Annotated in this window: 16 protein-coding genes and 2 pseudogenes; 5 read left to right on the top strand and 13 right to left on the bottom strand. The window is 73.4% G+C overall.

Translation table 11 applies throughout. The annotated features are described in order from the left end of the window. The 4 genes and pseudogenes from ABT106_RS05295 to rsmI all read right to left on the bottom strand — a co-directional run. Window positions 1–435: pseudogene (locus ABT106_RS05295) on the bottom strand (hypothetical protein); the annotation flags it as partial. Between the two features lie 184 nt (window positions 436–619). Further along, window positions 620–1,495, bottom strand: coding sequence for a TatD family hydrolase (locus ABT106_RS05290; RefSeq protein ID WP_351272568.1), 876 nt, complete (start codon window positions 1,493–1,495; stop codon window positions 620–622). 10 nt (window positions 1,496–1,505) lie between these two features. Then, window positions 1,506–2,027 carry a hypothetical protein gene (locus ABT106_RS05285; RefSeq protein WP_351272565.1) on the bottom strand — a complete coding sequence of 174 codons (522 nt, stop codon included), beginning with the start codon at window positions 2,025–2,027 and terminating at the stop codon, window positions 1,506–1,508. A 138-nt stretch (window positions 2,028–2,165) separates the two neighbouring features. After that, window positions 2,166–3,095, bottom strand: a complete 930-nt coding sequence (gene rsmI, locus ABT106_RS05280; protein ID WP_351272563.1) for a 16S rRNA (cytidine(1402)-2'-O)-methyltransferase — start codon at window positions 3,093–3,095, stop codon at window positions 2,166–2,168. Between the two features lie 146 nt (window positions 3,096–3,241). On the opposite strand from rsmI, the gene ABT106_RS05275 reads away from it, so the two are divergent. Together ABT106_RS05275 and ABT106_RS05270 are read left to right on the top strand one after the other, a co-directional pair. Beyond that, window positions 3,242–5,011 (top strand): dolichyl-phosphate-mannose--protein mannosyltransferase, encoded by a 1,770-nt coding sequence (locus ABT106_RS05275; RefSeq protein WP_502979218.1) that lies wholly within the window; start codon window positions 3,242–3,244, stop codon window positions 5,009–5,011. Between the two features lie 217 nt (window positions 5,012–5,228). After that, window positions 5,229–5,762, top strand: a complete 534-nt coding sequence (locus ABT106_RS05270; RefSeq protein ID WP_351272556.1) for an NUDIX hydrolase — start codon at window positions 5,229–5,231, stop codon at window positions 5,760–5,762. A gap of 56 nt (window positions 5,763–5,818) precedes the next feature. Here ABT106_RS05270 and ABT106_RS05265 read toward each other — a convergent pair. Together ABT106_RS05265 and ABT106_RS05260 are read right to left on the bottom strand one after the other, a co-directional pair. Next, window positions 5,819–6,016, bottom strand: a pseudogene (locus ABT106_RS05265) (hypothetical protein); the annotation flags it as partial. A 54-nt stretch (window positions 6,017–6,070) separates the two neighbouring features. Next, the gene (locus tag ABT106_RS05260; protein ID WP_351272553.1) at window positions 6,071–6,736 is read right to left on the bottom strand and encodes a histone deacetylase; all 666 of its coding nucleotides are present in this window, start codon (window positions 6,734–6,736) and stop codon (window positions 6,071–6,073) included. A 148-nt stretch (window positions 6,737–6,884) separates the two neighbouring features. Between ABT106_RS05260 and ABT106_RS05255 the strand changes: the two genes are divergently transcribed. Then, the gene (locus ABT106_RS05255; RefSeq protein WP_351272551.1) at window positions 6,885–8,519 is read left to right on the top strand and encodes a penicillin-binding transpeptidase domain-containing protein; all 1,635 of its coding nucleotides are present in this window, start codon (window positions 6,885–6,887) and stop codon (window positions 8,517–8,519) included. Between the two features lie 176 nt (window positions 8,520–8,695). Here ABT106_RS05255 and ABT106_RS05250 read toward each other — a convergent pair whose 3' ends face one another. Genes ABT106_RS05250 through ABT106_RS05235 form a run of 4 tightly spaced genes read right to left on the bottom strand, consistent with a single transcriptional unit; the run spans window position 8,696 to window position 12,557 of the window. Next, a complete protein-coding gene (locus ABT106_RS05250; protein ID WP_351272548.1) occupies window positions 8,696–9,955 on the bottom strand; it encodes a serine hydrolase domain-containing protein in 1,260 nt (419 codons plus the stop codon). Between the two features lie 28 nt (window positions 9,956–9,983). Beyond that, a complete protein-coding gene (locus ABT106_RS05245; protein WP_351272546.1) occupies window positions 9,984–10,745 on the bottom strand; it encodes an energy-coupling factor ABC transporter ATP-binding protein in 762 nt (253 codons plus the stop codon). Then, a complete protein-coding gene (gene cbiQ, locus ABT106_RS05240; RefSeq protein WP_351272543.1) occupies window positions 10,733–11,494 on the bottom strand; it encodes a cobalt ECF transporter T component CbiQ in 762 nt (253 codons plus the stop codon). The genes ABT106_RS05245 and cbiQ overlap by 13 nt, the downstream gene beginning before the upstream one ends. Before the next feature lies 1 nt (window position 11,495). Next, a complete protein-coding gene (locus ABT106_RS05235; protein WP_351272540.1) occupies window positions 11,496–12,557 on the bottom strand; it encodes an energy-coupling factor ABC transporter permease in 1,062 nt (353 codons plus the stop codon). A gap of 180 nt (window positions 12,558–12,737) precedes the next feature. Here ABT106_RS05235 and ABT106_RS05230 point away from each other — a divergent pair, with 180 nt between their 5' ends. After that, entirely contained in the window at window positions 12,738–13,139 is a 402-nt protein-coding gene (locus ABT106_RS05230; protein WP_351272537.1) for an SsgA family sporulation/cell division regulator, read from the top strand. Window positions 13,140–13,214: 75 nt separating this feature from the next. On the opposite strand, the gene ABT106_RS05225 is transcribed toward ABT106_RS05230, so the two are convergent. Both ABT106_RS05225 and ABT106_RS05220 read right to left on the bottom strand, forming a co-directional pair. Continuing rightward, window positions 13,215–15,416 carry an MMPL family transporter gene (locus ABT106_RS05225; RefSeq protein WP_351272534.1) on the bottom strand — a complete coding sequence of 734 codons (2,202 nt, stop codon included), beginning with the start codon at window positions 15,414–15,416 and terminating at the stop codon, window positions 13,215–13,217. 126 nt (window positions 15,417–15,542) lie between these two features. Beyond that, complete coding sequence (locus ABT106_RS05220; RefSeq protein ID WP_351272531.1) at window positions 15,543–16,133, bottom strand: TetR/AcrR family transcriptional regulator; 591 nt, start codon at window positions 16,131–16,133, stop codon at window positions 15,543–15,545. Window positions 16,134–16,285: 152 nt separating this feature from the next. Between ABT106_RS05220 and ABT106_RS05215 the strand changes: the two genes are divergently transcribed. After that, window positions 16,286–19,567, top strand: a complete 3,282-nt coding sequence (locus ABT106_RS05215) for a S41 family peptidase (protein WP_351272529.1) — start codon at window positions 16,286–16,288, stop codon at window positions 19,565–19,567. 93 nt (window positions 19,568–19,660) lie between these two features. Here ABT106_RS05215 and ABT106_RS05210 read toward each other — a convergent pair whose 3' ends face one another. Further along, window positions 19,661–19,849 (bottom strand): hypothetical protein, encoded by a 189-nt coding sequence (locus ABT106_RS05210; RefSeq protein ID WP_351272526.1) that lies wholly within the window; start codon window positions 19,847–19,849, stop codon window positions 19,661–19,663. Window positions 19,850–19,915: the final 66 nt, after the last annotated feature.

The raw sequence follows: 19,915 nt of genomic DNA, 5'->3' as shown, positions 1-19,915 counted from the left end.
TGGGCCGCCCTCGGGGGATTGCCCTACAGTGTGGTCCCCCCCCGGGGGGCCCCCCGACCCGAACCCCGCGGGGGGGGCGGCGGCCCCCCCGCCCCGGCGCCGGCCGGGTCCGGCGGGCGCGGGCAGGGTTCCCGGCCCGGCGGCCTCGGCGGCGGTGCCCCGGCGTCTGCCGGAGCCGTACGGGGCGGCCGCCGCGGCGGCGGGCGGCTCCCCGGTCCCGCGGCGGCGGCCCGTGCCCGGCTCGCCGGCGGGGGCGGGGATGGACACGGCGGCGGCCGGGGCTTCGCGGCCGCGGCCCCGGCGGCGGCCCGCCGGGGCGGCCGGGGGCTCCGCTCCGGCCGGGTCCCACGGGGCGGGCGGCGGGCCCGGGGGCTCGTCCTCGTACGCCTCCGGCACGGGACCGCCACGGCGGTGACTGCCCTGCGTATCGCTCACGACGCTCGCTCCACTGGTCCGGCCCCCGCTGGTTCGGGCACGGCACCTTAGCGGAGGATCCGTCACACAACAAAGCCGTTCGATTACACAGTGTCGCGGCGGGAGGGCGTCTCGGGCGCGGCGCGGTCCGGCGAGGCGGCGCGGCGTTTCGCGACCCGGCGGGGCGGACGGGGCGGACGGGGCGTCAGTAGGCGAAGGCCCGCGCCGTGTTGGCGGCCAGGGCGGTGGCCATGGCGTCCTCGTCGAGGCCCCGGACGGCGGCCATCGCCCGTACGGTCAGCGGAATGAGATAGGGCGCGTTGGGCCGTCCGCGGTACGGCGCCGGGGTCAGGTACGGGGCGTCCGTCTCGACGAGCACCAGCTCCAGCGGGGCCACGGCGAGGGCTTCGCGCAGCGGCGCCGCGTTCTTGAAGGTGACGGTCCCGGCGAAGGACATGTAGTACCCGGCGGCCGCGCACTCGCGGGCCATCTCGGCGTCGCCCGAGTAGCAGTGGAAGACGGTCCGTTCGGGCGCGCCCTCCTCGCGCAGGACGCGCAGCACGTCGGCGTGGGCGTCCCGGTCGTGGATGACCAGGGCCTTGCCCCGCCGCTTGGCGATCTCGATGTGGGCGCGGAAGGAACGCTCCTGCGCGGCCATCCCCTCCGGGCCGGTCCGGAAGTGGTCGAGGCCGGTCTCGCCGACCGCCTTCACGTGGCCGAGCGCGGCGAGCGCCTCGATCTCGGCGAGCGCGTCGTCGAGCGCGCTCTCGCCGCCGCCGGAACGGGCGCCCTGCCGCGACCAGCCCCCTGGGTCCCCGTGGACGATCCGGGGGGCTTCGTTCGGGTGAAGGGCCACCGCCGCGTGCACGTTCGCGTACCGGGCCGCGGTCTCTGCGGCCCAGCGGGAGCCCTGCACGTCGCAGCCCACCTGGACGACCGTGGTCACGCCCACCGAGGCCGCCTTGGCCAGGCCCTCCTCGACGGTGCCGGACTGCATGTCGAGGTGGGTGTGCGAGTCGGCCACCGCCACCCGCAGCGGTTCGGGCAGCGGCGGCGGGGCGTCCTTCGAAGCGGTGCTCATACGGCCGATCCTATGACCGGCGCAAGAGCCCCATCAGCCGGGCCAGCGGTCCCCGGTGCTGCCCGGCGGCGCCGACCGCGACCGGTCCCGGGGCGTCGTGCGGCCGGGACGCCTTGCGGGGCTTCGGAGCCCTGGGTGTCCTGGGAGCCTTCGGGCCCCTCGGTACGTTCTGGCCCGCCGGGACGGGTCCGGCGATGCCGGGTGCGACGGGGTGGTGGTAGAGCTGGTCGAGCATGCCGAGCACGGAGGAGACCTGGCCCGACCGCATGATCCGTACGATGTGCCCGCCGCAGTTCAGGCAGGTCGGGCTCGACAGCGGGGACGCGACCCGCTCCCGGTTGGCCGTGTAGGTGATGAACGGACGTCCCGTGCCGTCGACGCGGTGCTCTATCTCGTAGTCCTGCTCCCAGCCGTACCCGCACCTCATGCACGCGAACGAGTACGCCTCGTGCACGGTCTGCAGGGCGGGTGCGGAAACCGTGCCGGGTACCGCGGCGGCGACGGGTACCGGGGTGTCTGCGATCTCACTCATGCCAGCTCCTCTTGTCCACTGGTGCCATTGCCAGTGGACGCCTCTTCGGGCGGGAGCGCATCAGGCTCGGTCGAGTGTTGGACGGTCCTTGGGCGACTCATGCCCAAAGGGCCCGGTGCGCGGTCTGAGCTTTGCCTTTCAGGTTAGCTCTTTACCGGATGCGGGCACCTTTCGAGCCTCATTCTTTGCCGCGACCACGGCGTCGAACACCTCGCGCTTGGGTACCCCCGCCTCGGCCGCGACGGCCGCGATGGCCTCCTTGCGCCGCTCCCCCGCCTCCTCGCGCACCCGCACCCTGCGCACCAGTTCCTCGGCGTCCACGTCGCCGGGTCCGGCCGCCGGGGCGCCCTCGACGACGACGGTGATCTCCCCGCGGACGCCCTCGGCGGCCCAGGCCGCGAGCTCGCCGAGCCCGCCGCGCTTGACCTCCTCGTACGTCTTGGTCAGCTCGCGGCACACGGCCGCCCGCCGGTCCGCGCCGAAGACCTCCGCCATGGCGGCGAGGGTGTCGTCGAGCCGGTGCGGGGCCTCGAAGTAGACGAGCGTGCGCCGCTCGCCCTCGACCTCGCGCAGCCGGCCCAGGCGCTCGCCCGCCTTGCGCGGCAGGAAGCCCTCGAAGCAGAACCGGTCCACCGGCAGCCCGGAGAGCGCGAGCGCGGTGAGCACCGCGGACGGCCCGGGCACGGCGGTGACCCTGATGTCCTTGAGCACGGCGGCGGCGACCAGCCGGTAGCCGGGGTCCGAGACGGAGGGCATGCCCGCGTCGGTCACCAGCAGCACCCGCTTGCCCGCTTCCAGTGCCTCGACCAGCTCCGGGGTACGGGCCGACTCGTTGCCCTCGAAGTACGAGAGCACGCGCCCGGTGGTGCGCACCCCGAGCCCCTGCGTCAGCCGGCGCAGCCGCCGGGTGTCCTCGGCGGCGATCACGTCCGCCCGCTCCAGCTCGGCGCCGAGACGCGGCGGGGCGTCCGCCAGGTCGCCGATCGGGGTCCCGGCGAGGACGAGGACGCCTGCCTGGCCGGCGGGCGTGTGGACGGGTTCGGTACCGCGGGGCTGGTCAGCTGTCACCGGCCCATCCTCTCAGTCCTTCCGGCCGCCCGGGCCCGCCGAAGGCCCCGCCCCGCCCCGCCGCCGGGCCGCCCACGGGGGCCCGGCCCGCCCGTCGGGCACGCGGCGACTGGGGCTCCCACAGATCGGTTCCCTACGATGACCCGGTGACCAGTACCGCGACGCCGCCGCCCAGCCCCGCGGGGGCCCCGCCCGCCCCGCCCGCGGGACGCGCAGAAGAGCCGCCCACGTGGCTGGGCCGCCTGCGCGGTTTCGGCTACGCGCCCCCGGCGGGGACGGCGCCGCGCGCCGACGTCCGCACCCGCCTGGTGCCCCCGTACGCCAAACCGTCGGCGCAGCTGTGGGCGACCTTCGGGCTGCCGCCCGAGGTGTGGGGCACCTGGCAGCGCATCGTCTCGTGGGCGGGTCCGCTGCTGGTGGCGCTGGTCGCCGGGGTGCTGCGGTTCGTGCACCTGGGCAGCCCGAAGGCGGTGATATTCGACGAGACGTACTACGCCAAGGACGCCTGGGCCACGGTCAAGCAGGGCTACGAGGCCAGCTGGCCCAAGGACATCGACAAGTCGATCCTCGCCAACCCGGACGGCGTGCCGCTGCCCGTCGATCCCGGCTACGTGGTCCACCCGCCGGTCGGCAAGTGGGTCATCGGGCTCGGCGAGTGGATGTTCGGCCTCACCCCCTTCGGCTGGCGGTTCATGACCGCCGTCCTCGGCACGCTCTCGGTGCTGATGCTGTGCCGGATCGGGCGCCGCCTCCTGCGCTCCACGTTCCTCGGCTGCCTGGCGGGCGCGCTGCTGGCGGTGGACGGCCTGCACCTGGTGATGAGCCGGACCGCGCTGCTCGACCTGGTGCTGATGTTCTTCGTGCTGGCCGCGTTCGGGGCGCTGCTCATCGACCGGGACCGGGCACGGGCCAGACTCGCCGACGCGCTGCCGGTGGACGCGGAGGGCCGAGGCCGGCCCGACATGAAGATCGCCGAGACGCTGGGGCTGGGCTGGCGCCCGTACCGCGTCCTGGCCGGCGTCTGCCTGGGCCTGGCCGCGGGCACGAAGTGGAACGGCTTCATCGCGCTGGCGTTCTTCGGCGTCCTGACCGTGTTGTGGGACGCCGCCGCGCGCCGCACCGCGGGCGCGGGCGCCCCGTACGCCTCGATGCTGCGGCGCGACGCGCTGCCCGCCTTCGTGTCGACGGTGCCGGTGGCGGTGGCGACGTACGTGGCCTCCTGGTCGGGCTGGATCTTCAGCCCGGACAACGGCAAGGGCGGCTACCTGCGCGACTGGGCCGCCAAGAACGACCAGGGCAGCTCCCTGTCGTTCCTGCCCGAGTGGGTGCGCAGCCTGTGGCACTACGAGACCGAGGTCTACAAGTTCCACGTCGGTCTGACCTCGGGACACACCTACGAGTCCAACCCGTGGAGCTGGCTGGTCCTGGGCCGGCCCGTCTCCTTCTTCTACGAGTCCCCCGAACCCGGCACCGACGGCTGCCCGGCGACGGAGGCGGGCAAGTGCGCCCGCGAGGTGCTGGCCCTGGGCACCCCGCTGCTGTGGTGGGCGGGCTGCTTCGCGCTGCTGTACGTGCTGTGGCGGTGGTTCTTCCGCCGCGACTGGCGGGCGGGCGCCATCGCGTGCGCGCTGGGCGCGGGCCTGCTGCCCTGGTTCAACTACCAGGAGCGGACCATCTTCTTCTTCTACTCGGTGGTCTTCGTCCCCTACCTGTGCCTGGCGGTGGCGATGATGATCGGCGCCCTGCTGGGCCCGGCGGGCTCGTCGGAACGCAGACGGGCCCTGGGCGCGATCGGGGCGGGCGTACTGGTCCTGCTGATCGTGTGGAACTTCATCTACTTCTGGCCCATCTACACGGGCCAGACCCTCCCGATGGACTCCTGGCGCCACCGCATGTGGCTGGACACCTGGGTCTAGCGGCCCACACGACGGGCCCGACGATCACGAGCGTCGGGCCTTGTCGGACGAGGGCCGTTCCCAGCGTTCCTCCAGGGGCACTGCGGGCGCGGCTCATCGCCTCAGCCCTCCGGGCCTCCCGCACCATATTCGTCACTAGGACGCGAATTGGCTTGAACGGGGGTGGCGTTCAGGCTGGCTCTGCGATGCTGGAGGCCGATCCAGAGGGGCCGCAGCGATGCAGTGGAAAATCCACGGGGAACGTCCGATCTACGAAAACAAGTGGGTGAACCTGTGGCTCACCGACATCGAAACGCCGGACGGCCACCGCTGGGAACACCACGTCGTCAAGCTCCGCCACCTGGCCGTGGCCGCTGTCGTCAACGACCGCCACGAGGTCCTGATGATGTGGCGCCACCGCTTCATCACGGACGCATGGGCCTGGGAACTGCCCATGGGCCTGGTGGAAGCGGACGAGACCCCCGGCGAGGCTGCCGCCCGTGAAGTCCTCGAAGAGACCGGCTGGCGTCCGGGCCCGATGCGGCCGCTGATCTACGCCGAACCGGCGAACGGCATCACGGACTCCCAGCACCACCTGTTCCGCGCGGACGGCGCCACGTACGACGGGCCGCCGACCGAGAAGAACGAATCGGACCGGGTCGAGTGGATCCCGCTGTCGAACATCCGGGGCATGATCGACCGCCGCGAGATCGTCAGCAGCGGCTCCCTGGTCGGCCTCCTCTACGTCCTGATGGACGAAGGGGTTCGCTGACCCGGCGGGGGGAAACGTCGCTCGCAGACGAGCCTCGAAGGCAGCCGCGGCCGGCAGGCGTGGAACGCCCGACCCCGCTGGTTCGCCGGGCCCTCGCGCCCCAGCGCATCCGCGATCAACGGTTCGGCGATCGCCGCCTCGCCGAGACGGCCGTGCGCGATGCCCGTGTCCACGATGAGCTTCGGCTCGTCGAAGTACGTCACCGATACCGGGTCCGGGTCGTCCGCCTTGATCCGGCCGTACTGACAGTGCGCCCCCTGTCCCGCGTACGGGCTGCCGGCCTTCGGCGCCCGCCGCCGGTCCGGCCGTCAGGCGGGCCCGAGGAGGGCTTCGATCCGGCTCGGGGTCCAGTGGCCGGCCGCGCCCGGGCAGCGGGCCAGGTAGGCGGCTACGGAGCGCTCGTCCCACGGGCCGCACTCCAGCAGGCCCGCCGCCAGGAGCCGTACGTACGGGGCGGAGGGCTCGGCCCAGTCCACGTCCCCCATGGCCCAGGGCGCCGTGAAGGTCAGCACCGGGATGCCCTCCAGCGCGCCGGGGCAGATCAGCGTCTCGTACCGGCCGGGCCCGAGTTCGTCGCGGCCCGTGCGCAGCACCGTGGTCAGGTCCAGGTCTGCGCCGGGGTCCCGGTACATCTCCTGGGCCGCGATGTCGGAGAACTGCCGCGCCGACACCAGGTGGGCCCGCGCCCGTGTCCGGCCCGGCGGCGCCGGGTCGTAGAAGGCCCGGCCGCCGGTCCACACCGCGGACTCCGTGGCGAAGTACAGCCGGCCGGGCAGCTCGACGGGGAGCGACCGCGAGGGGGCGCGCCGGTCGCGGCACCCGGGGTGGCGGTGCGCGGACCCCGGCGGGGTGCCTCCGGCGAGGTAGGAGTTCAGCCGGTCCAGGTGCATGTTCGAGCCGTACGCCGTGTACCAGACCCGCTCCGGCGGCGGCCCGTCCACCCGGGCCGCTTCCACCTCGCGCGCGACGTTCATGGGGCTCCTGGGGTTCATGGGGCTCCTGGAAGATGTTCCGTTCCGGTAACAAGGGTGAATCATCGTGTATGCACAGCGTAAGGTCTGCACCTGAGGTTCTTTGAACATGTTCAGAGAAGTGATGTGTTTCCCGGGGGAGGGACCAGTAGTGAACGGGGCAGCGAAGAGTGCCATCGTCGGCGGGGTGTTCCTGGCGATGGTGGGCGGGACGTCGTACGGGGTGTACGCGCTCGTCGGAGACGAGAACGGCGGGGGCGGCTCGTCCGGTGGCGCCCGGACCGCATCGGAGAAGGGCAGTGGCCCCGTCGGCGAGAAGGAGGCCGCCTCGACCGCGAAGGTCTTCCTCGCGGCGTGGGCGCAGGGCGACGGCCGGTCGGCCGCCGACCTGACGAACAACGCCGCGGCCGCGCAGAGCGCGTTCGGCGACTTCACGGCCAAGGCGTTCGTGTCGAAGGCCGTGATCACCCCCGGTCCGCCGACCGGGACCACGGTGCCCTTCAAGGTCGCCGCGGAGATCACGTACGAGGGTGTCACCAAGCCCCTCGTCTACGACTCCCGGCTGACCGTGGTGCGCGGCCTGACCAGCGGCAAACCACTGGTCGACTGGAAGTCCTCGATCATCCACCCGGAGCTGGGCCCGAGCGAGACGCTGCGCGCGGGCGCGCCCGCGAGCCCGCCCGTCAAGGCCGTGGACCGCAACGGCGAGGAGCTGACCGCGGAGAAGTACCCCTCGCTGCGGACGGTCCTGGCCCAGCTGCGCGAGACGTATGGCGAAAAGGGCGGCGGCAAGCCGGGCGCGGAGCTGTGGATCGAGCCCGCGTCCGGCGGCAGTGGCACCCGGCGGACCCTGCTGACGCTGGTGGAGGGCGAGCCGAGCACCCTCAAGACGTACCTGGACGCGAAGGTGCAGGCCGCGGCCGAGCGGGCGGTCGCCAAGTACCCCGAGGCGTCGGTGGTCGCCGTCAAGCCGAGCAACGGGCACATCCTGGCCGTCGCCAACCACCGCGCGGACGGCTACGACGCGGCCATGACGGGCAACCGGGCGCCGGGCTCGACGATGAAGGTCGTGACGGCGGCGATGCTGCTGGACCGCGGCCTGGTCGCGGCCGACAAGCCGGCGGAGTGCACGAAGGACGTGGTCTGGGGCGGCCGCACCTTCCACAACCTGAAGAACTTCGAACTGCCCGGCGCGACCTTCGCGAAGAGCTTCGCCCAGTCCTGCAACACCGCCTTCATCAAGCCGATCGACGACGTGCGCGACGACGCGGCACTGTCGAAGGAGGCGCGGGAGGTCTTCGGCATCGGGCTGGACTGGAAGACGGGCATCAAGTCCACCGACGGCACGGTCCCGACGGCGACGGGCGCGGAGGAGGCCGCCGCGTACATCGGCCAGGGCCGGATCACCATGAACCCCCTGAACGTGGCGTCGATCACCGCGACCGCGCGCACCGGGGTGTTCCGCCAGCCGCTGCTGGTGTCCCCGGACCTCGACGGCCGTACGGTCGCGACGGCGCAACGCCGGATGAAGCCGGGGGTGCAGCAGCAGCTGGTGTCGATGATGCGGATGACGGCGACGAGCGGTACGGGCGCCAAGGCGATGGCGCCGGTCGGCGGCGACAAGGGCGCGAAGACCGGCTCCGCGGAGGTCGACGGCGCGGGCAGCCCGGACAGCTGGTTCACCGGGTTCAGCGGCGACGTGGCCGCGGCGGCGATGGTCGAGGGCGGCGGCCACGGCGGCGACGCGGCGGGCCCGATCGTAGCCTCGGTCCTCACCTCGAACTGACCCCACCCGTGCCCCCGGCCCATCCCGGCCCCCCACGACCGCCTGAGCCGGGCCCCGCCCCGGCCCCACCACCGCCGGGGCGCGGGGCCCGGGGGCAGGGGGCAGGGCCCCCGGCAGCGGCGCCGCATTCACCCGGCCGGCCGACGCAGGGGAACGGCCGAACGGCCGGCCGCCGCCTAACGGCCCCCGGCAGAGCCCCGGCCGGAACCGGGCCCGGCTCCGGAATCGGACCCGGAATCGAACCCGCCCGCCGCAACGAGGCAGGCCCGCACCGCCCGGACCAGGGCCTGCGCCCGCGGGTCGGCGGTGACCGATGGGGCCAGGCCGTTGGTGACGTACCCGAAGCCGACGCCCGCCTCCGGGTCGGCGAAGCCCAGCGAGCCGCCCCGCCCCGGGTGCCCGAAGGACGCCGGGGACAGCAGCGGTGAGGCGGCGCCGTGCAGCATGTAGCCGGGGCCGAAGCGGGTGTTCACCACGAGCACCCGGTCCGGGCCCGCGGACAGCTCCGACCCGGCGAGGGCGGTGGTCCGCGGGGTGAACAGGCGGCGGCCGTCCTCGGTGTCGTCCAGCAGCGCGGCGTAGAACCCGGCCAGGGCCCGCGCCGTGCCGGTGCCCGCCGAGGCGGGGAGTTCGGCGGCCCGGTACTCCGGGGCGTTCTCGTCCGGCAGCGGGTCGATGGCGGCGAAGGCGCGCCGGGTCAGGGAGGCGGGGTCGGCGTACGCCTCGGACACGTTCCTGCGCGGCCGGATCCGCAGCGTGCCCGCCCGTTCCGGCGCTTTCACCGGGGCGACCCGGCCCACCCGGCCGGCCGCCGCCTCGGCGTCCGGCAGGCCGATCCAGAAGTCCAGCCCGAGCGGGCCCGTGACCTCGGCCGCCAGCCAGTGGCCGATCGAGGTCCCGGTCACCCGCAGCACCAGCTCCGACAGCAGCCAGCTGTACGTCTGCGCGTGGTAGCCGTGGTCGGTGCCGGGCTCCCAGAAGGGCCGCTGTGCGGCGACGGCGCGCGCCCCGGACGTGCCGTCGACGGCCTCGGCCGGGGTCAGGCTCCGGTCCAGCGCGGGTATCCCGGCCCGGTGCGCGAGCAGGTCCCGTACGCGGACCCGGTCCTTGCCGCCCGCCTTGAACCCGGGCCAGTACGAGCCGACCGGCGCGTCCAGGTCCAGCAGCCCCCGCTGGTGCAGCAGCAGCGGCACGGCGGCCGCGACCCCCTTCGTGGCCGACCGGACCACCTGCGCGGTCCCCGCCCCCCACGGCTCGGCGGAGCCCCCGTCGCACGTCCCGTCCGCGTCCTTCGGACCGGCCCACAGGTCGACGACCCGGCGCCCGTCCCGGTACACGGCCACGGCCGCGCCGCGGTCCCCGAGCACCTCGAAGTTGCGTACGAAGGCCTCGCGGACGGCCTCGAAACCCTCCGCCACCTCACCCTGGATGTTCACGAGCGGTCCAACACGCGGCGCCGCGCCCTTATGCCACGTGCACGGAACGCGGGTCGAAGCCGAACGGCAGCTCCAGGCGGTGGGACCGCATCAGCCGCTCGTCGCACAGCAGGTCCTGGGTGCGGCCGTCGGCCGCGATGACGCCCTCGCTGAGGATCACGGCCCGCGGGCACAGCTCCAGCGCGTACGGCAGGTCGTGGGTGACCATCAGCACCGTCACGTCCAGCGACCGCAGGACGTCGGCGAGTTCGCGCCGCGAGGCCGGGTCCAGGTTGGAGGAGGGCTCGTCCAGGACGAGGATCTCGGGCCGCATGGCCAGTACGGTCGCCACCGCGACCCGGCGGCGCTGCCCGAAGGACAGGTGGTGCGGGGGCCGGTCGGCGAAGCCGGCCATGCCGACCTGCTCCAGGGCGGCGTGGACCCGCTCCTCCAGCTCCGCGCCGCGCAGCCCGGCCGCCGCCGGGCCGAAGGCGACGTCCTCCCGGACGGTCGGCATGAACAGCTGGTCGTCGGGGTCCTGGAAGACGATCCCGACCCGGCGCCGGACCTCGGCGAAGTTCCGCTTCTCCACGGGCAGCCCGGCGACGGTGACGGAGCCTACGCCGCCGGCCAGGATCCCGTTGAGGTGCAGGACGAGGGTGGTCTTGCCGGCGCCGTTGGGGCCGAGCAGGGCGACGCGTTCGCCGCGCCCGACGGTCAGGTCCACTCCGAAAAGTGCCTGGTGGCCGTCGGGGTAGGCGTAGGCGAGGCCGGAGATCTCCAGCGAGGGTGCGGTCGTCACAGGGTCCATCCCATCAGGCAGACGGCGAGCGCGGTCACCGGGAGCGCGGCGGCGTACGCCCACTGGGTCCGCGTGGCCGTCACCTCGTCGATCACCGGCATCGAGCCGGCGTAGCCGCGGCTGACCATGGCCAGGTAGACCCGCTCGCCGCGTTCGTAGGAGCGGATGAACAGGGCGCCGGCCGTCTTGGCCAGCACGCCCCAGTGCCGGACGCCGCGGGCCTCGAAGCCGCGCGAGCGCCGCGCGACGGACATCCGGCGCAGCTCGTCGGTGACCACGTCGCCGTAGCGGATCATGAAGGAGGCGATCTGTACGAGCAGCGGCGGCAGCTTCAGCCGCTGGAGGCCGAGCAGCAGCGCCCGCAGTTCGGTGGTGGAGGCGAGGAGCACCGAGGCGGCGACGCCGAGGGTGCCTTTGGCCAGGATGTTCCAGGCGCCCCAGAGCCCGGAGACGCTGAGGGACATGCCGAGTACGTCGACCCGCTCGCCCTCCGCCACGAAGGGCATGAGGACGGCGAAGGCGACGAAGGGGACCTCTATCACCAGGCGCCGCAGCAGGAAGCCCGCGGGGATGCGGGCCACGGCGGCGGCCCCGGCGACGAGGACGGCGTACAGGCCGAAGGCCCACACCGCCTCGCGTGGTGTGGACACGACGACGAGCACGAAGGCGAAGGTCGCGGCGAGCTTGCAGTGCGGCGGCAGGCGGTGGACCGGCGAGTGCCCGTGCCGGTAGAGCGTGTGGGCGTGGCCGGCTCCCATGTCAGCCGGCCGCGGGGGGCGCCGTGGAGGCGGCGGTGAGTTCGTCGGAGCGGCGGCGGCGGGACACGGTGATGAAGATCCCGGTGCCGACGGCCACGGTCGCGCCGACGCCGATGACTCCGGCGAGGCCGCCGGACAGCCGCGGGTCCTCGACGTCCTTGACGCCGTAGTCGGCGAGCGGGGAGCCGGCGGCCGCGTGGTCCTCGGCCTTCGCGTCGATGCCCTTGTCGGCGGCGACCTTCTCCAGGCCGTCGGGGCTGGCGGAGGCGTAGAAGGAGACGAATCCGGCGAGGACGAGGGCGGTGACCAGGCCGGTGAGCCAGAACGTCCGGGTGGAGCGGTGGGCCGCCGGCGCGGGGGCCTGGGCGGCGGGGGCGTCGACGAGTTCGCCGCCGACGCGCAGCTTCAGCGGCGCGCTCAGCCCGCGCGCGGCGTGCACCAGGTCGGGGCGGACGGCGATCACGGCGCCGACGGTGGCGGCGGTGATGGCGGCCTCGCCGATGCCGATGAGGACGTGCACGCCGACCATGGCGGTGAAGACCTTGGCGAGCGGGACGTCGGTGGTGCCGCCGACGGCGTAGACGGCGGTGAAGGCGGCGGCCGCCGCCGGCACCGAGACGAGGGCGCCGGTGAAGGCGGCCGCGGTCACGGAGCGGCGGGTGGGCGGCAGCACCCTGAGCAGACCGCGGAAGATCGCGTACGCGACGACCACGGTGACGACGCCCATGACGGTGATGTTCACGCCGAGCGCGGTCAGCCCGCCGTCGGCGAAGAGGATGCCCTGCATGAGGAGCACCACGGAGACGCACAGCACGCCGGTGTAGGGGCCGACGAGTATCGCGGCGAGCGCCCCGCCGAGCAGGTGGCCGCTGGTGCCGGCCGCCACCGGGAAGTTCAGCATCTGGACGGCGAAGACGAAGGCGGCCACGAGGCCGGCGAGCGGGGCGGTCCGATCGTCGAGTTCGCGGCGCGCGCCGCGCAGGCTGACGCCCACCGCGGCGACGGCCACCACTCCGGCGGCCACCGAGACGGGTGCGTTGATGAAACCGTCGGGCACATGCATGGAATGGCTCCGCTTCCTCACACAGACTTACAAAGTCTTTAACCGTTCAAGAATAGTGCCCACTTGCGAACCGTTGGCAAGAGCGCCTCCGTCACAAAAGGAGCGGTGCGCTTTCGTCGGAATGTGCGAGGCTTGACGGACAAACGGACTCATATGTTCCGATTTCGAGGAGTCGTGTCGATGTCAGCGACCGCCGAGAATCCGCCCGCCGCCGGAGCGGCCACCGCGACCGCGGCCGCCGTCGAGGACCGCGCCAGGGCACGCGTGATCACCGACGACCCGTTCTACCGGACCGTCCCGGCCTTCCTCCGGTTCGACCCCGACGAACCCCTGGCCGTCCGGATCGTCTTCCCCGCGGACCTCTCCCCCGAAGGCACGGACAACGAGTGGGTCTTCCCCCGCGCCCTGCTGGAAGCCGGCCTGGTGACCCCGACGGGGACCGGGGACGTACGCGTCTGGCCCTGCGGCCGCGTCCAGGCGGTCGTCGAGTTCCACTCCCCCGAGGGCGTCGCCGTGGTGCAGTTCGACATCGCCGTGCTGCGCCGTTTCCTGCGCCGTACGTACGCCTCCGTCACCCGGTAGGCGCAAACGGCCCGGCCCCGTACCACCTGGTGATCAGGTGGTACGGGGCCGGGCCGTCGTGCGGGGCCCGCGCGGTCAGACGTTGACCAGCTCGCGGTCCTTGTCCGGACCCTCCGGGGAATCCGGGGTGCCGTCGAGGTGCTTGCGCAGGCTCTCGCCCTCCACGTCCACGTTCGGCAGCAGCCTGTCCAGCCACTTCGGCAGCCACCAGGCCCGGTGCCCGAGCAGCGCGAGGACGGCCGGGACGATGGCCATGCGGACCACGAAGGCGTCGAAGAAGACGGCGACGGCGAGACCGAAGCCGATCATCTTCACCATCTGCTCACTGGCCCCGATGAAGCCGGCGAACACCGCGATCATGATGACGGCGGCGGCCACGACCACCCGGGCGCTGTACTGGAAGCCGGTCACGACCGCCTGGCCGGGGCGCTCGCCGTGGACGTACGCCTCCCGCATGCGGGTGACGAGGAAGACCTCGTAGTCCATGGCCAGACCGAAGACCACGCCCACCATGAAGATCGGCATCATCGACATGATCGGTCCGGTCTGCTCCACCCCGAACAGCGAGCCGAGCCAGCCCCACTGGAAGACCGCGACGACCGCGCCGAGGGCCGCGACGACCGACAGCAGGAAGCCGAGGGCCGCCTTGAGCGGAACCAGGATCGAGCGGAACACCAGCATCAGCAGCAGGAAGGCGAGGCCGACCACGAGCGCCAGGTAGGGCAGCAGCGCGTCGTTCATCTTCTGCGAGAAGTCGATGTTCATCGCGGTCTGGCCGGTGACGAGGACCTCGTCGCCGCTGACCGCGCGGATCTCGTGGACCAGGTCCTCGGTCTGCACCGAGGACGGACGGTCCTTGGGGATGACGGTGATGACGCCCGCGTCGCCGGCCTTGTTGAGGTTCGGCGGGGTGACCGCGGCCACGCCCTGAAGCCCCTTGATCTGGTCGACGGTCTTGTCGGCGACCGCCTTGTCGCCGTCCACGACCACCATCAGCGGGCCGTTGAAGCCCGGGCCGAAGCCGTCGGACAGCAGGTCGTACGCCTGGCGCTGGCTGGTGGAGACCGGCTGGGCGCCGTCGTCCGGCAGGCCCATCTCCAGCTTGCTCGCCGGGATCGCGATGATGCCGAGGCCGATCACGCCGGCCAGCAGCACCATGACGGGGCGGCGCAGGACGAAGCGGGCCCAGCGGGTGCCGCCGTTGGCCTTGGGCTCGGCCCCGGCCGGGCGGCCCTTGCCGAACAGCCTGCTCTTCGTGCCGGCGGGGAGGACCTTCTTGCCCGCGAAGCCGAGGATGGCCGGGACCAGCGTCAGGGCGACCAGGACCGCGATGACCACGGTCCCGGCGGCCGCGAAGCCCATCTTGGTCAGCATCGGGATGTTGACGACGGCCAGGCCCACGAGGGCGATGACCACGGTCAGACCGGCGAAGACGACGGCGGAGCCGGCGGTTCCGGCGGCCCGGCCGGCGGCCTCGTCGCGGTCACGGCCCTCGGCGAGCTCCGCGCGGTAGCGGGAGACGATGAAGAGCGCGTAGTCGATGCCGACCGCGAGGCCGATCATCATCGCGAGGGTGGAGGTGGTCGAGCCGAGGTCCAGCACGTTGGCGAGCGCGGTGATGGAGGAGACGCCGATGCCCACGCCGATCAGCGCGGTCAGCAGCGGCAGACCGGCCGCGATCAGCGAGCCGAAGGTGATGACGAGGACGATCGCGGCGATGGCGATGCCGATGATCTCGCCGGAACCGGTCGCGGGGGTCTCCATCAGGGCGTCGCCGCCGATCTGGACGTTCAGCCCCGCGGCGGTGGCCTCCTTGCCGGAGTCCTTCAGCGCGTCGCGCGCCGCGTCCGTCAGCTCCATGCCGCTGACGTCGTACTTGACGCTGACGTAGGCGGTGGAACCGTCCTGGCTCACGGCCTGGGACTGGTACGGGTCGGCGACCGAGGAGATCTGCTGCGCGCCCGGGCCGGACTTCAGCTCGGAGACGATCTTCTCGACCTCGGTCTTGGTGCCGGGGTCGGTGACCTTGGCGCCCTCGGGGGCCTTGATCACGATGCGGGCGGTGGCGCCGTCGGCGGCCATGCCCGGGAAGCGCTGGTCCAGCAGGTCGAAGGCCCTCTGGGCCTCCGTGCCGGGTATGGAGAAGGAGCCGGAGGTGGGCGCTGAGGCCGATGCGGCGCCGAAGCCGGCGACGAACAGCAGCGCCACCCAGACGAGGGCGACGAGGCGGCGGCGCCGGAAGGCGCCCCGGCCGAGCCGGTAGAGGAAGGTGGCCACGTCGGTGGTTCTCCCGTTCAGGTCGTGGGATGGATCCGAGGCGGATCAGGGCGTGGTGAGCCGGCCCGACGACGAGAGCGGCGTGTCAGGAGCAGCGAAAGCGTGGTGGGGACGGGGAGGGGAGAGTCAGACGCCGAGGGCGGGGAACACCACGGCGTCGATGAAGTCACCGAGGAAGGCACGGTCGACGGGCCGGTCCTCGATCAGCGGGAGCGCGATGAACGCCCCGATGAGCATGTGGGGTACGAAATCCAGAGCGGGACAGTCCGGGCGGATCTCGCCCCGGTCGACCGCGCGCTGGAGCATGTGCTGGAGGCCGTTGATCTCGGGGTCGACCAGCAGGTCCCGCAGGGCCTGGTGGAGCTCGGGGCTCTCGTGGACGGCGTGGGCCAGACCCCGCATCAGCGCGGTGTCCTTGGCCATCTGCGCGTCGTCCGAGTGCGCCACCATGCGCGCGAAGTCCCCGCGCAGGGTGCCCGTGTCGATTTCGCGCAGCGAGACGGGCTGCGTGCACCGCAGGGCTTTGGCGACCAGTTCCGGCTTGCTCCCCCACTGGCGGTAGAGGGTGGCCTTGCTGGACTTCGTCCGGGCGGCGACCGCGTCCATGGTCAGCGCCTCGTAGCCGACGTCACGCAGGAGGTCGAGGACCGCCTCGTGCAGTTCGGCCTGCCGCTCGGGGGTGATCCGGCTGCGCCGAGCCGTCATCGCCTCGGTCATGTCCGCATCCTCCGTCCGAACGAAACTGTTCCGTACGCTTAAGACCATACCCCCACCCCTAGCGAAACGAAACCGTACCGTTTCGCTTCGGGCCGTGTCGTGGATCACCTGTACGAGTTGCCAGGCCCTCCTGCCGCGGAAAGCATTGGGGGGTGAGTCACGACGTCGCGTACCTCCGCTTCCCGCACCTGCACGACGACCTGCTGTGTTTCGCCACCGAGGACGACCTGTGGATCGCCCCCCTGGTCCCCGACGGACAGACCCCCGGCCGGGCCTGGCGGGTCACCGTCGACCGGACCCGGGTCAGCCACCCCCGCTTCTCCCCCGACGGCCGGCACATCGCCTTCACCACCTGGCGCAGCCTCGACCCCGAGATCCACCTCGTCCCCGTCGACGGCGGCCCGGCCCGGCAGCTCAGCTACTGGGGCGCCACCGACACCCGCGTCTGCGGCTGGACCCCGCCCGACGAGGAGGGCCGCAGCGACATCCTCGCCGTCTCCTCGCACGGCCAGCCCTTCTCCTACTTCGCCTGGGCCTACAGCCTCCCCACCGACGGCAGCCCCGGCGGCCGCCTGCCCTGGGGGCCGGTCTCCGACCTCCAGGTGCGGGACGGAGAGGACGGCGAGCGGCGCACCCTGCTGCTCACCGGCAAGCCCCCGCACGAGCCGGCCGCCTGGAAGCGCTACCGCGGCGGCGCCACGGGCCGGCTCTGGCTGCACGGCACACGGCTCCTGGAGGACATCGAGGGCCACCTGGACTCGCCGATGTTCGTGGACGGCCGGATCGCCTTCCTCTCCGACCACGAGGGCGTCGGCAACCTGTACTCCTGCCTGCCCGACGGCACCGGACTGCGCCGCCACACCGACCACCGGGAGTTCTACGCCCGGCACGCCTCCAGCGACGGCTCCCGGATCGTCTACCAGTGCGCGGGGGACCTCTGGCTGGTGGAGTCGCTGGCCCCCGACGCGGTCCCGCGCAAGCTCCGGGTCCGGCTGGGGGGTCCGCGCGCGGGCCGGCGCAGCTACCAGGTGCCGGCCGCCAGCCACGTCGACTCCCTCTCGGTGGACGCCACCGGCCGGGCCAGCGCGGTCGTGGTGCGCGGCAGCCTGTACTGGCTGACCCATCGCGACGGGCCCGCCCGGACCATCGCCGACACCCCCGGCGTGCGGGTGCGGCTGCCGGAGATGCTCGGCAGCGGCGGGCAGGTCGCGTACGTCACCGACGCCGAAGGGGAGGACGCGGTCGAGATCGCGTACCTGCCGCGGGCCTCCGGGGAGCGGGAGCCGCGCCGGCTGGCCTCGGGCGAGCTGGGGCGCGTACTGGAGCTGCTGTCCGACCCGGACGGGGAGCGCCTCGCCATCGCCTCCCACGACGGGCGGCTGCTCCTCATCGACGCGACGGAGGAGTCCAACGGCGAGGTCACCGAGCTGGTCCGGTCCGACAACGGACCCGTCACCGACCTGGCGTTCTCCCCCGACGGGTGCTGGCTGACCTGGTCGCACCCGGGCATCGGCCGCTCGCTGCGGCAGATCAGGATGGCCCGGATCTCCGGTCCCGGCGCCCACACGGTCATCGACGTCACCAACGGCCGCTTCGAGGACGAGAGTCCGGTCTTCACCCGGGACGGCCGCTACCTCGCCTTCCTGTCGTGGCGGGGCTTCGACCCGGTGTACGACGTGCACACCGGGGACCTGTCCTTCCCGCTGGGCTGCCGCCCCTATCTGGTGCCGCTGTCCTCGGCGACCCCCTCGCCGTTCGCGTTCTCGCCCGACGGGCGCCCCGCGGCCGGCGGGCTCGACCCGGCCGAGGGGGACTCGGAGGCGGCCGACGGCGCGGTGACCGTGGAGGTGGAGGGGCTGGAAAGCCGGGTGACGCCGTTCCCGGTGTCGGCGTCGAAGTACTCGGCGCTGTACCCGGTCAGCGGCGGCGGGCTGGTGTGGCTGCGCTGGCCCATCTCCGGCGCGCTCGGCGAGACCTTCGCCAACCCGGCGGACACCAGCGGCAAGCCGACGCTGGAGCACTTCGACATGACCAAGGCCCGCAAGACCGAACTGGCCGCCGGGCTGGACTGGTTCGCGGTCAGCGGGGACGGCACCCGGCTCGTGGTCAACGACGACGGCGACCTGCGGGCGGTCCCGGCGACCGAGTCGGGCGACAGCGACTCGACCGTCTACCTGGACCTGCGGCGCATCCTGCACGAGGTCGACCCGGCGGCCGAGTGGCGCCAGGCGTTCGAGGAGGCCGGGCGGATCATCCGCGCCTACTTCTGGGAGCCGGGCATGTGCGGGATCGACTGGGACGGGGTGCTGCGCCAGTACCGCTCCCTGGTCGAACGGGTCGCCTCGCCCGACGAGTTCGCCGACCTGATGCGCGAGGTCCTCGGGGAGCTGGGCACCTCGCACGCGTACGTCTCCCCCGCCCGCCGCAACGAGGGCCCCCCGCACTACCAGCGGGCGATCGGGCTGCTCGGCGCCAACCTGGTCCCCCGGGACGGCGCGTGGGTGGTCAGCCGCATCCTGCCCGGCGAGTCCTCCGACTCCAAGGCCCGCTCCCCGCTGGCCGGTACCGGCATCCGGGAGGGCGCCGAGCTGACCCACGTGGACGGCCGCCCGGTCGACCCGGTGGCCGGCCCGTACCCGCTGCTCGGGGCGGCCGGCGGCACCACCGTGGAGCTGACCTTCCGGCCCGCGGAGGGCTCCGGCCGGGCCCGCCGGGTGGCGGTCGTCCCGCTGGTCGACGAGCGGCCGCTGCGCTACCAGGACTGGGTGTCCAAGCGGCGCGCGGTGGTCCGGGAGCTCAGCGGCGGCCGCTGCGGCTACCTCCACATCCCGGACATGGGCGGCTCGGGCTGGGCCCAGTTCAACCGCGACCTGCGGATGGAGATGTCCCGCCCGGCGCTGATCGTGGACGTGCGCGGCAACGCGGGCGGGCACATCAGCGAACTGGTGGTGGAGAAGCTGACCCGCTCGATCCTCGGCTGGGACCTCCCGCGGGGCGCCCAGCCGGTGTCGTACGCCTCCAACGCGCCCCGCGGTCCGATCGTGGCGCTGGCCGACGAGGCGACCGCCTCGGACGGCGACATGATCACCGCGGCCGTCAAGCTGCTGGGGCTCGGCCCCGTGGTCGGCCAGCGGACCTGGGGCGGTGTGGTCGGGATGACCGGCCGGCACACCCTCGGCGACGGGACGGTGATCACGGTGCCGATGAACGCGGCGTGGTTCCCGGAGTACGGCTGGTCGGTGGAGAACCACGGCGTGGAGCCGGACCTCGCAGTCCTGCGGACCCCTCTGGACTGGGCGGAGGGCCGCCACGCGCAGCTCGACGACGCGGTGCACCTGGCGCTGGAGCTGCTGGAGCAGGACCCGGCGGCGGTGCCGCCCGGCTACACGGACGTGCCGGACCTGCGCCGCCCGGAGCTGCCGCCGAGGCCGTAGGGGCGGGAGGGGTACGCAGGCGGGAGGGGTACGCGCGAGGGGCGCGGCCCGCGGGCCGCGCCCCTCGCCGTCGGCCGGTCCGGCCGCGTGCGGCTACGCGCCGACGCCGTCGTCGACGACCTCGGCGGGGCGGCGCCGCTCCGCCCGGTCGGTCGTGCCCGGGGCGTCCGGCGCGCGCTGCGCCGAACCCTCCGGGGACGCGTCGCGGATCCGGCCGGCTTCGGCGCCGGCGCGCTCCGCCAGTTGCTTCGCCTTCTCGTGGAACTGGTCTCTCAGGCCCATGGCGTTCCTCCAGCGTGGTGTCGGGGGGCTCGGGTGCGACCAGCCTGGCACGACCGGACGAACCTC

It is taken from the genome of Streptomyces sp. NPDC002044 (assembly GCF_040296725.1).
Taxonomy (GTDB): Bacteria; Actinomycetota; Actinomycetes; order Streptomycetales; family Streptomycetaceae; genus Streptomyces; species Streptomyces antarcticus.
Note: the sequence above shows the minus strand (reverse complement) of the source record. Positions and strands in the feature narration are given on the sequence as shown.

Coding starts and splice junctions, on each gene's coding strand:
- ABT106_RS05290 (WP_351272568.1), bottom strand. CDS start 1,495: ATGAGCACCGCTTCGAAGGACGCCCCGCCGCCGCTGCCCGAACCGCTG.
- ABT106_RS05285 (WP_351272565.1), bottom strand. CDS start 2,027: ATGAGTGAGATCGCAGACACCCCGGTACCCGTCGCCGCCGCGGTACCC.
- ABT106_RS05270 (WP_351272556.1), top strand. CDS start 5,229: ATGCAGTGGAAAATCCACGGGGAACGTCCGATCTACGAAAACAAGTGG.
- ABT106_RS05260 (WP_351272553.1), bottom strand. CDS start 6,736: ATGAACGTCGCGCGCGAGGTGGAAGCGGCCCGGGTGGACGGGCCGCCG.
- ABT106_RS05245 (WP_351272546.1), bottom strand. CDS start 10,745: ATGGACCCTGTGACGACCGCACCCTCGCTGGAGATCTCCGGCCTCGCC.
- cbiQ (WP_351272543.1), bottom strand. CDS start 11,494: ATGGGAGCCGGCCACGCCCACACGCTCTACCGGCACGGGCACTCGCCG.
- ABT106_RS05235 (WP_351272540.1), bottom strand. CDS start 12,557: ATGCATGTGCCCGACGGTTTCATCAACGCACCCGTCTCGGTGGCCGCC.
- ABT106_RS05230 (WP_351272537.1), top strand. CDS start 12,738: ATGTCAGCGACCGCCGAGAATCCGCCCGCCGCCGGAGCGGCCACCGCG.
- ABT106_RS05220 (WP_351272531.1), bottom strand. CDS start 16,133: ATGACCGAGGCGATGACGGCTCGGCGCAGCCGGATCACCCCCGAGCGG.
- ABT106_RS05210 (WP_351272526.1), bottom strand. CDS start 19,849: ATGGGCCTGAGAGACCAGTTCCACGAGAAGGCGAAGCAACTGGCGGAG.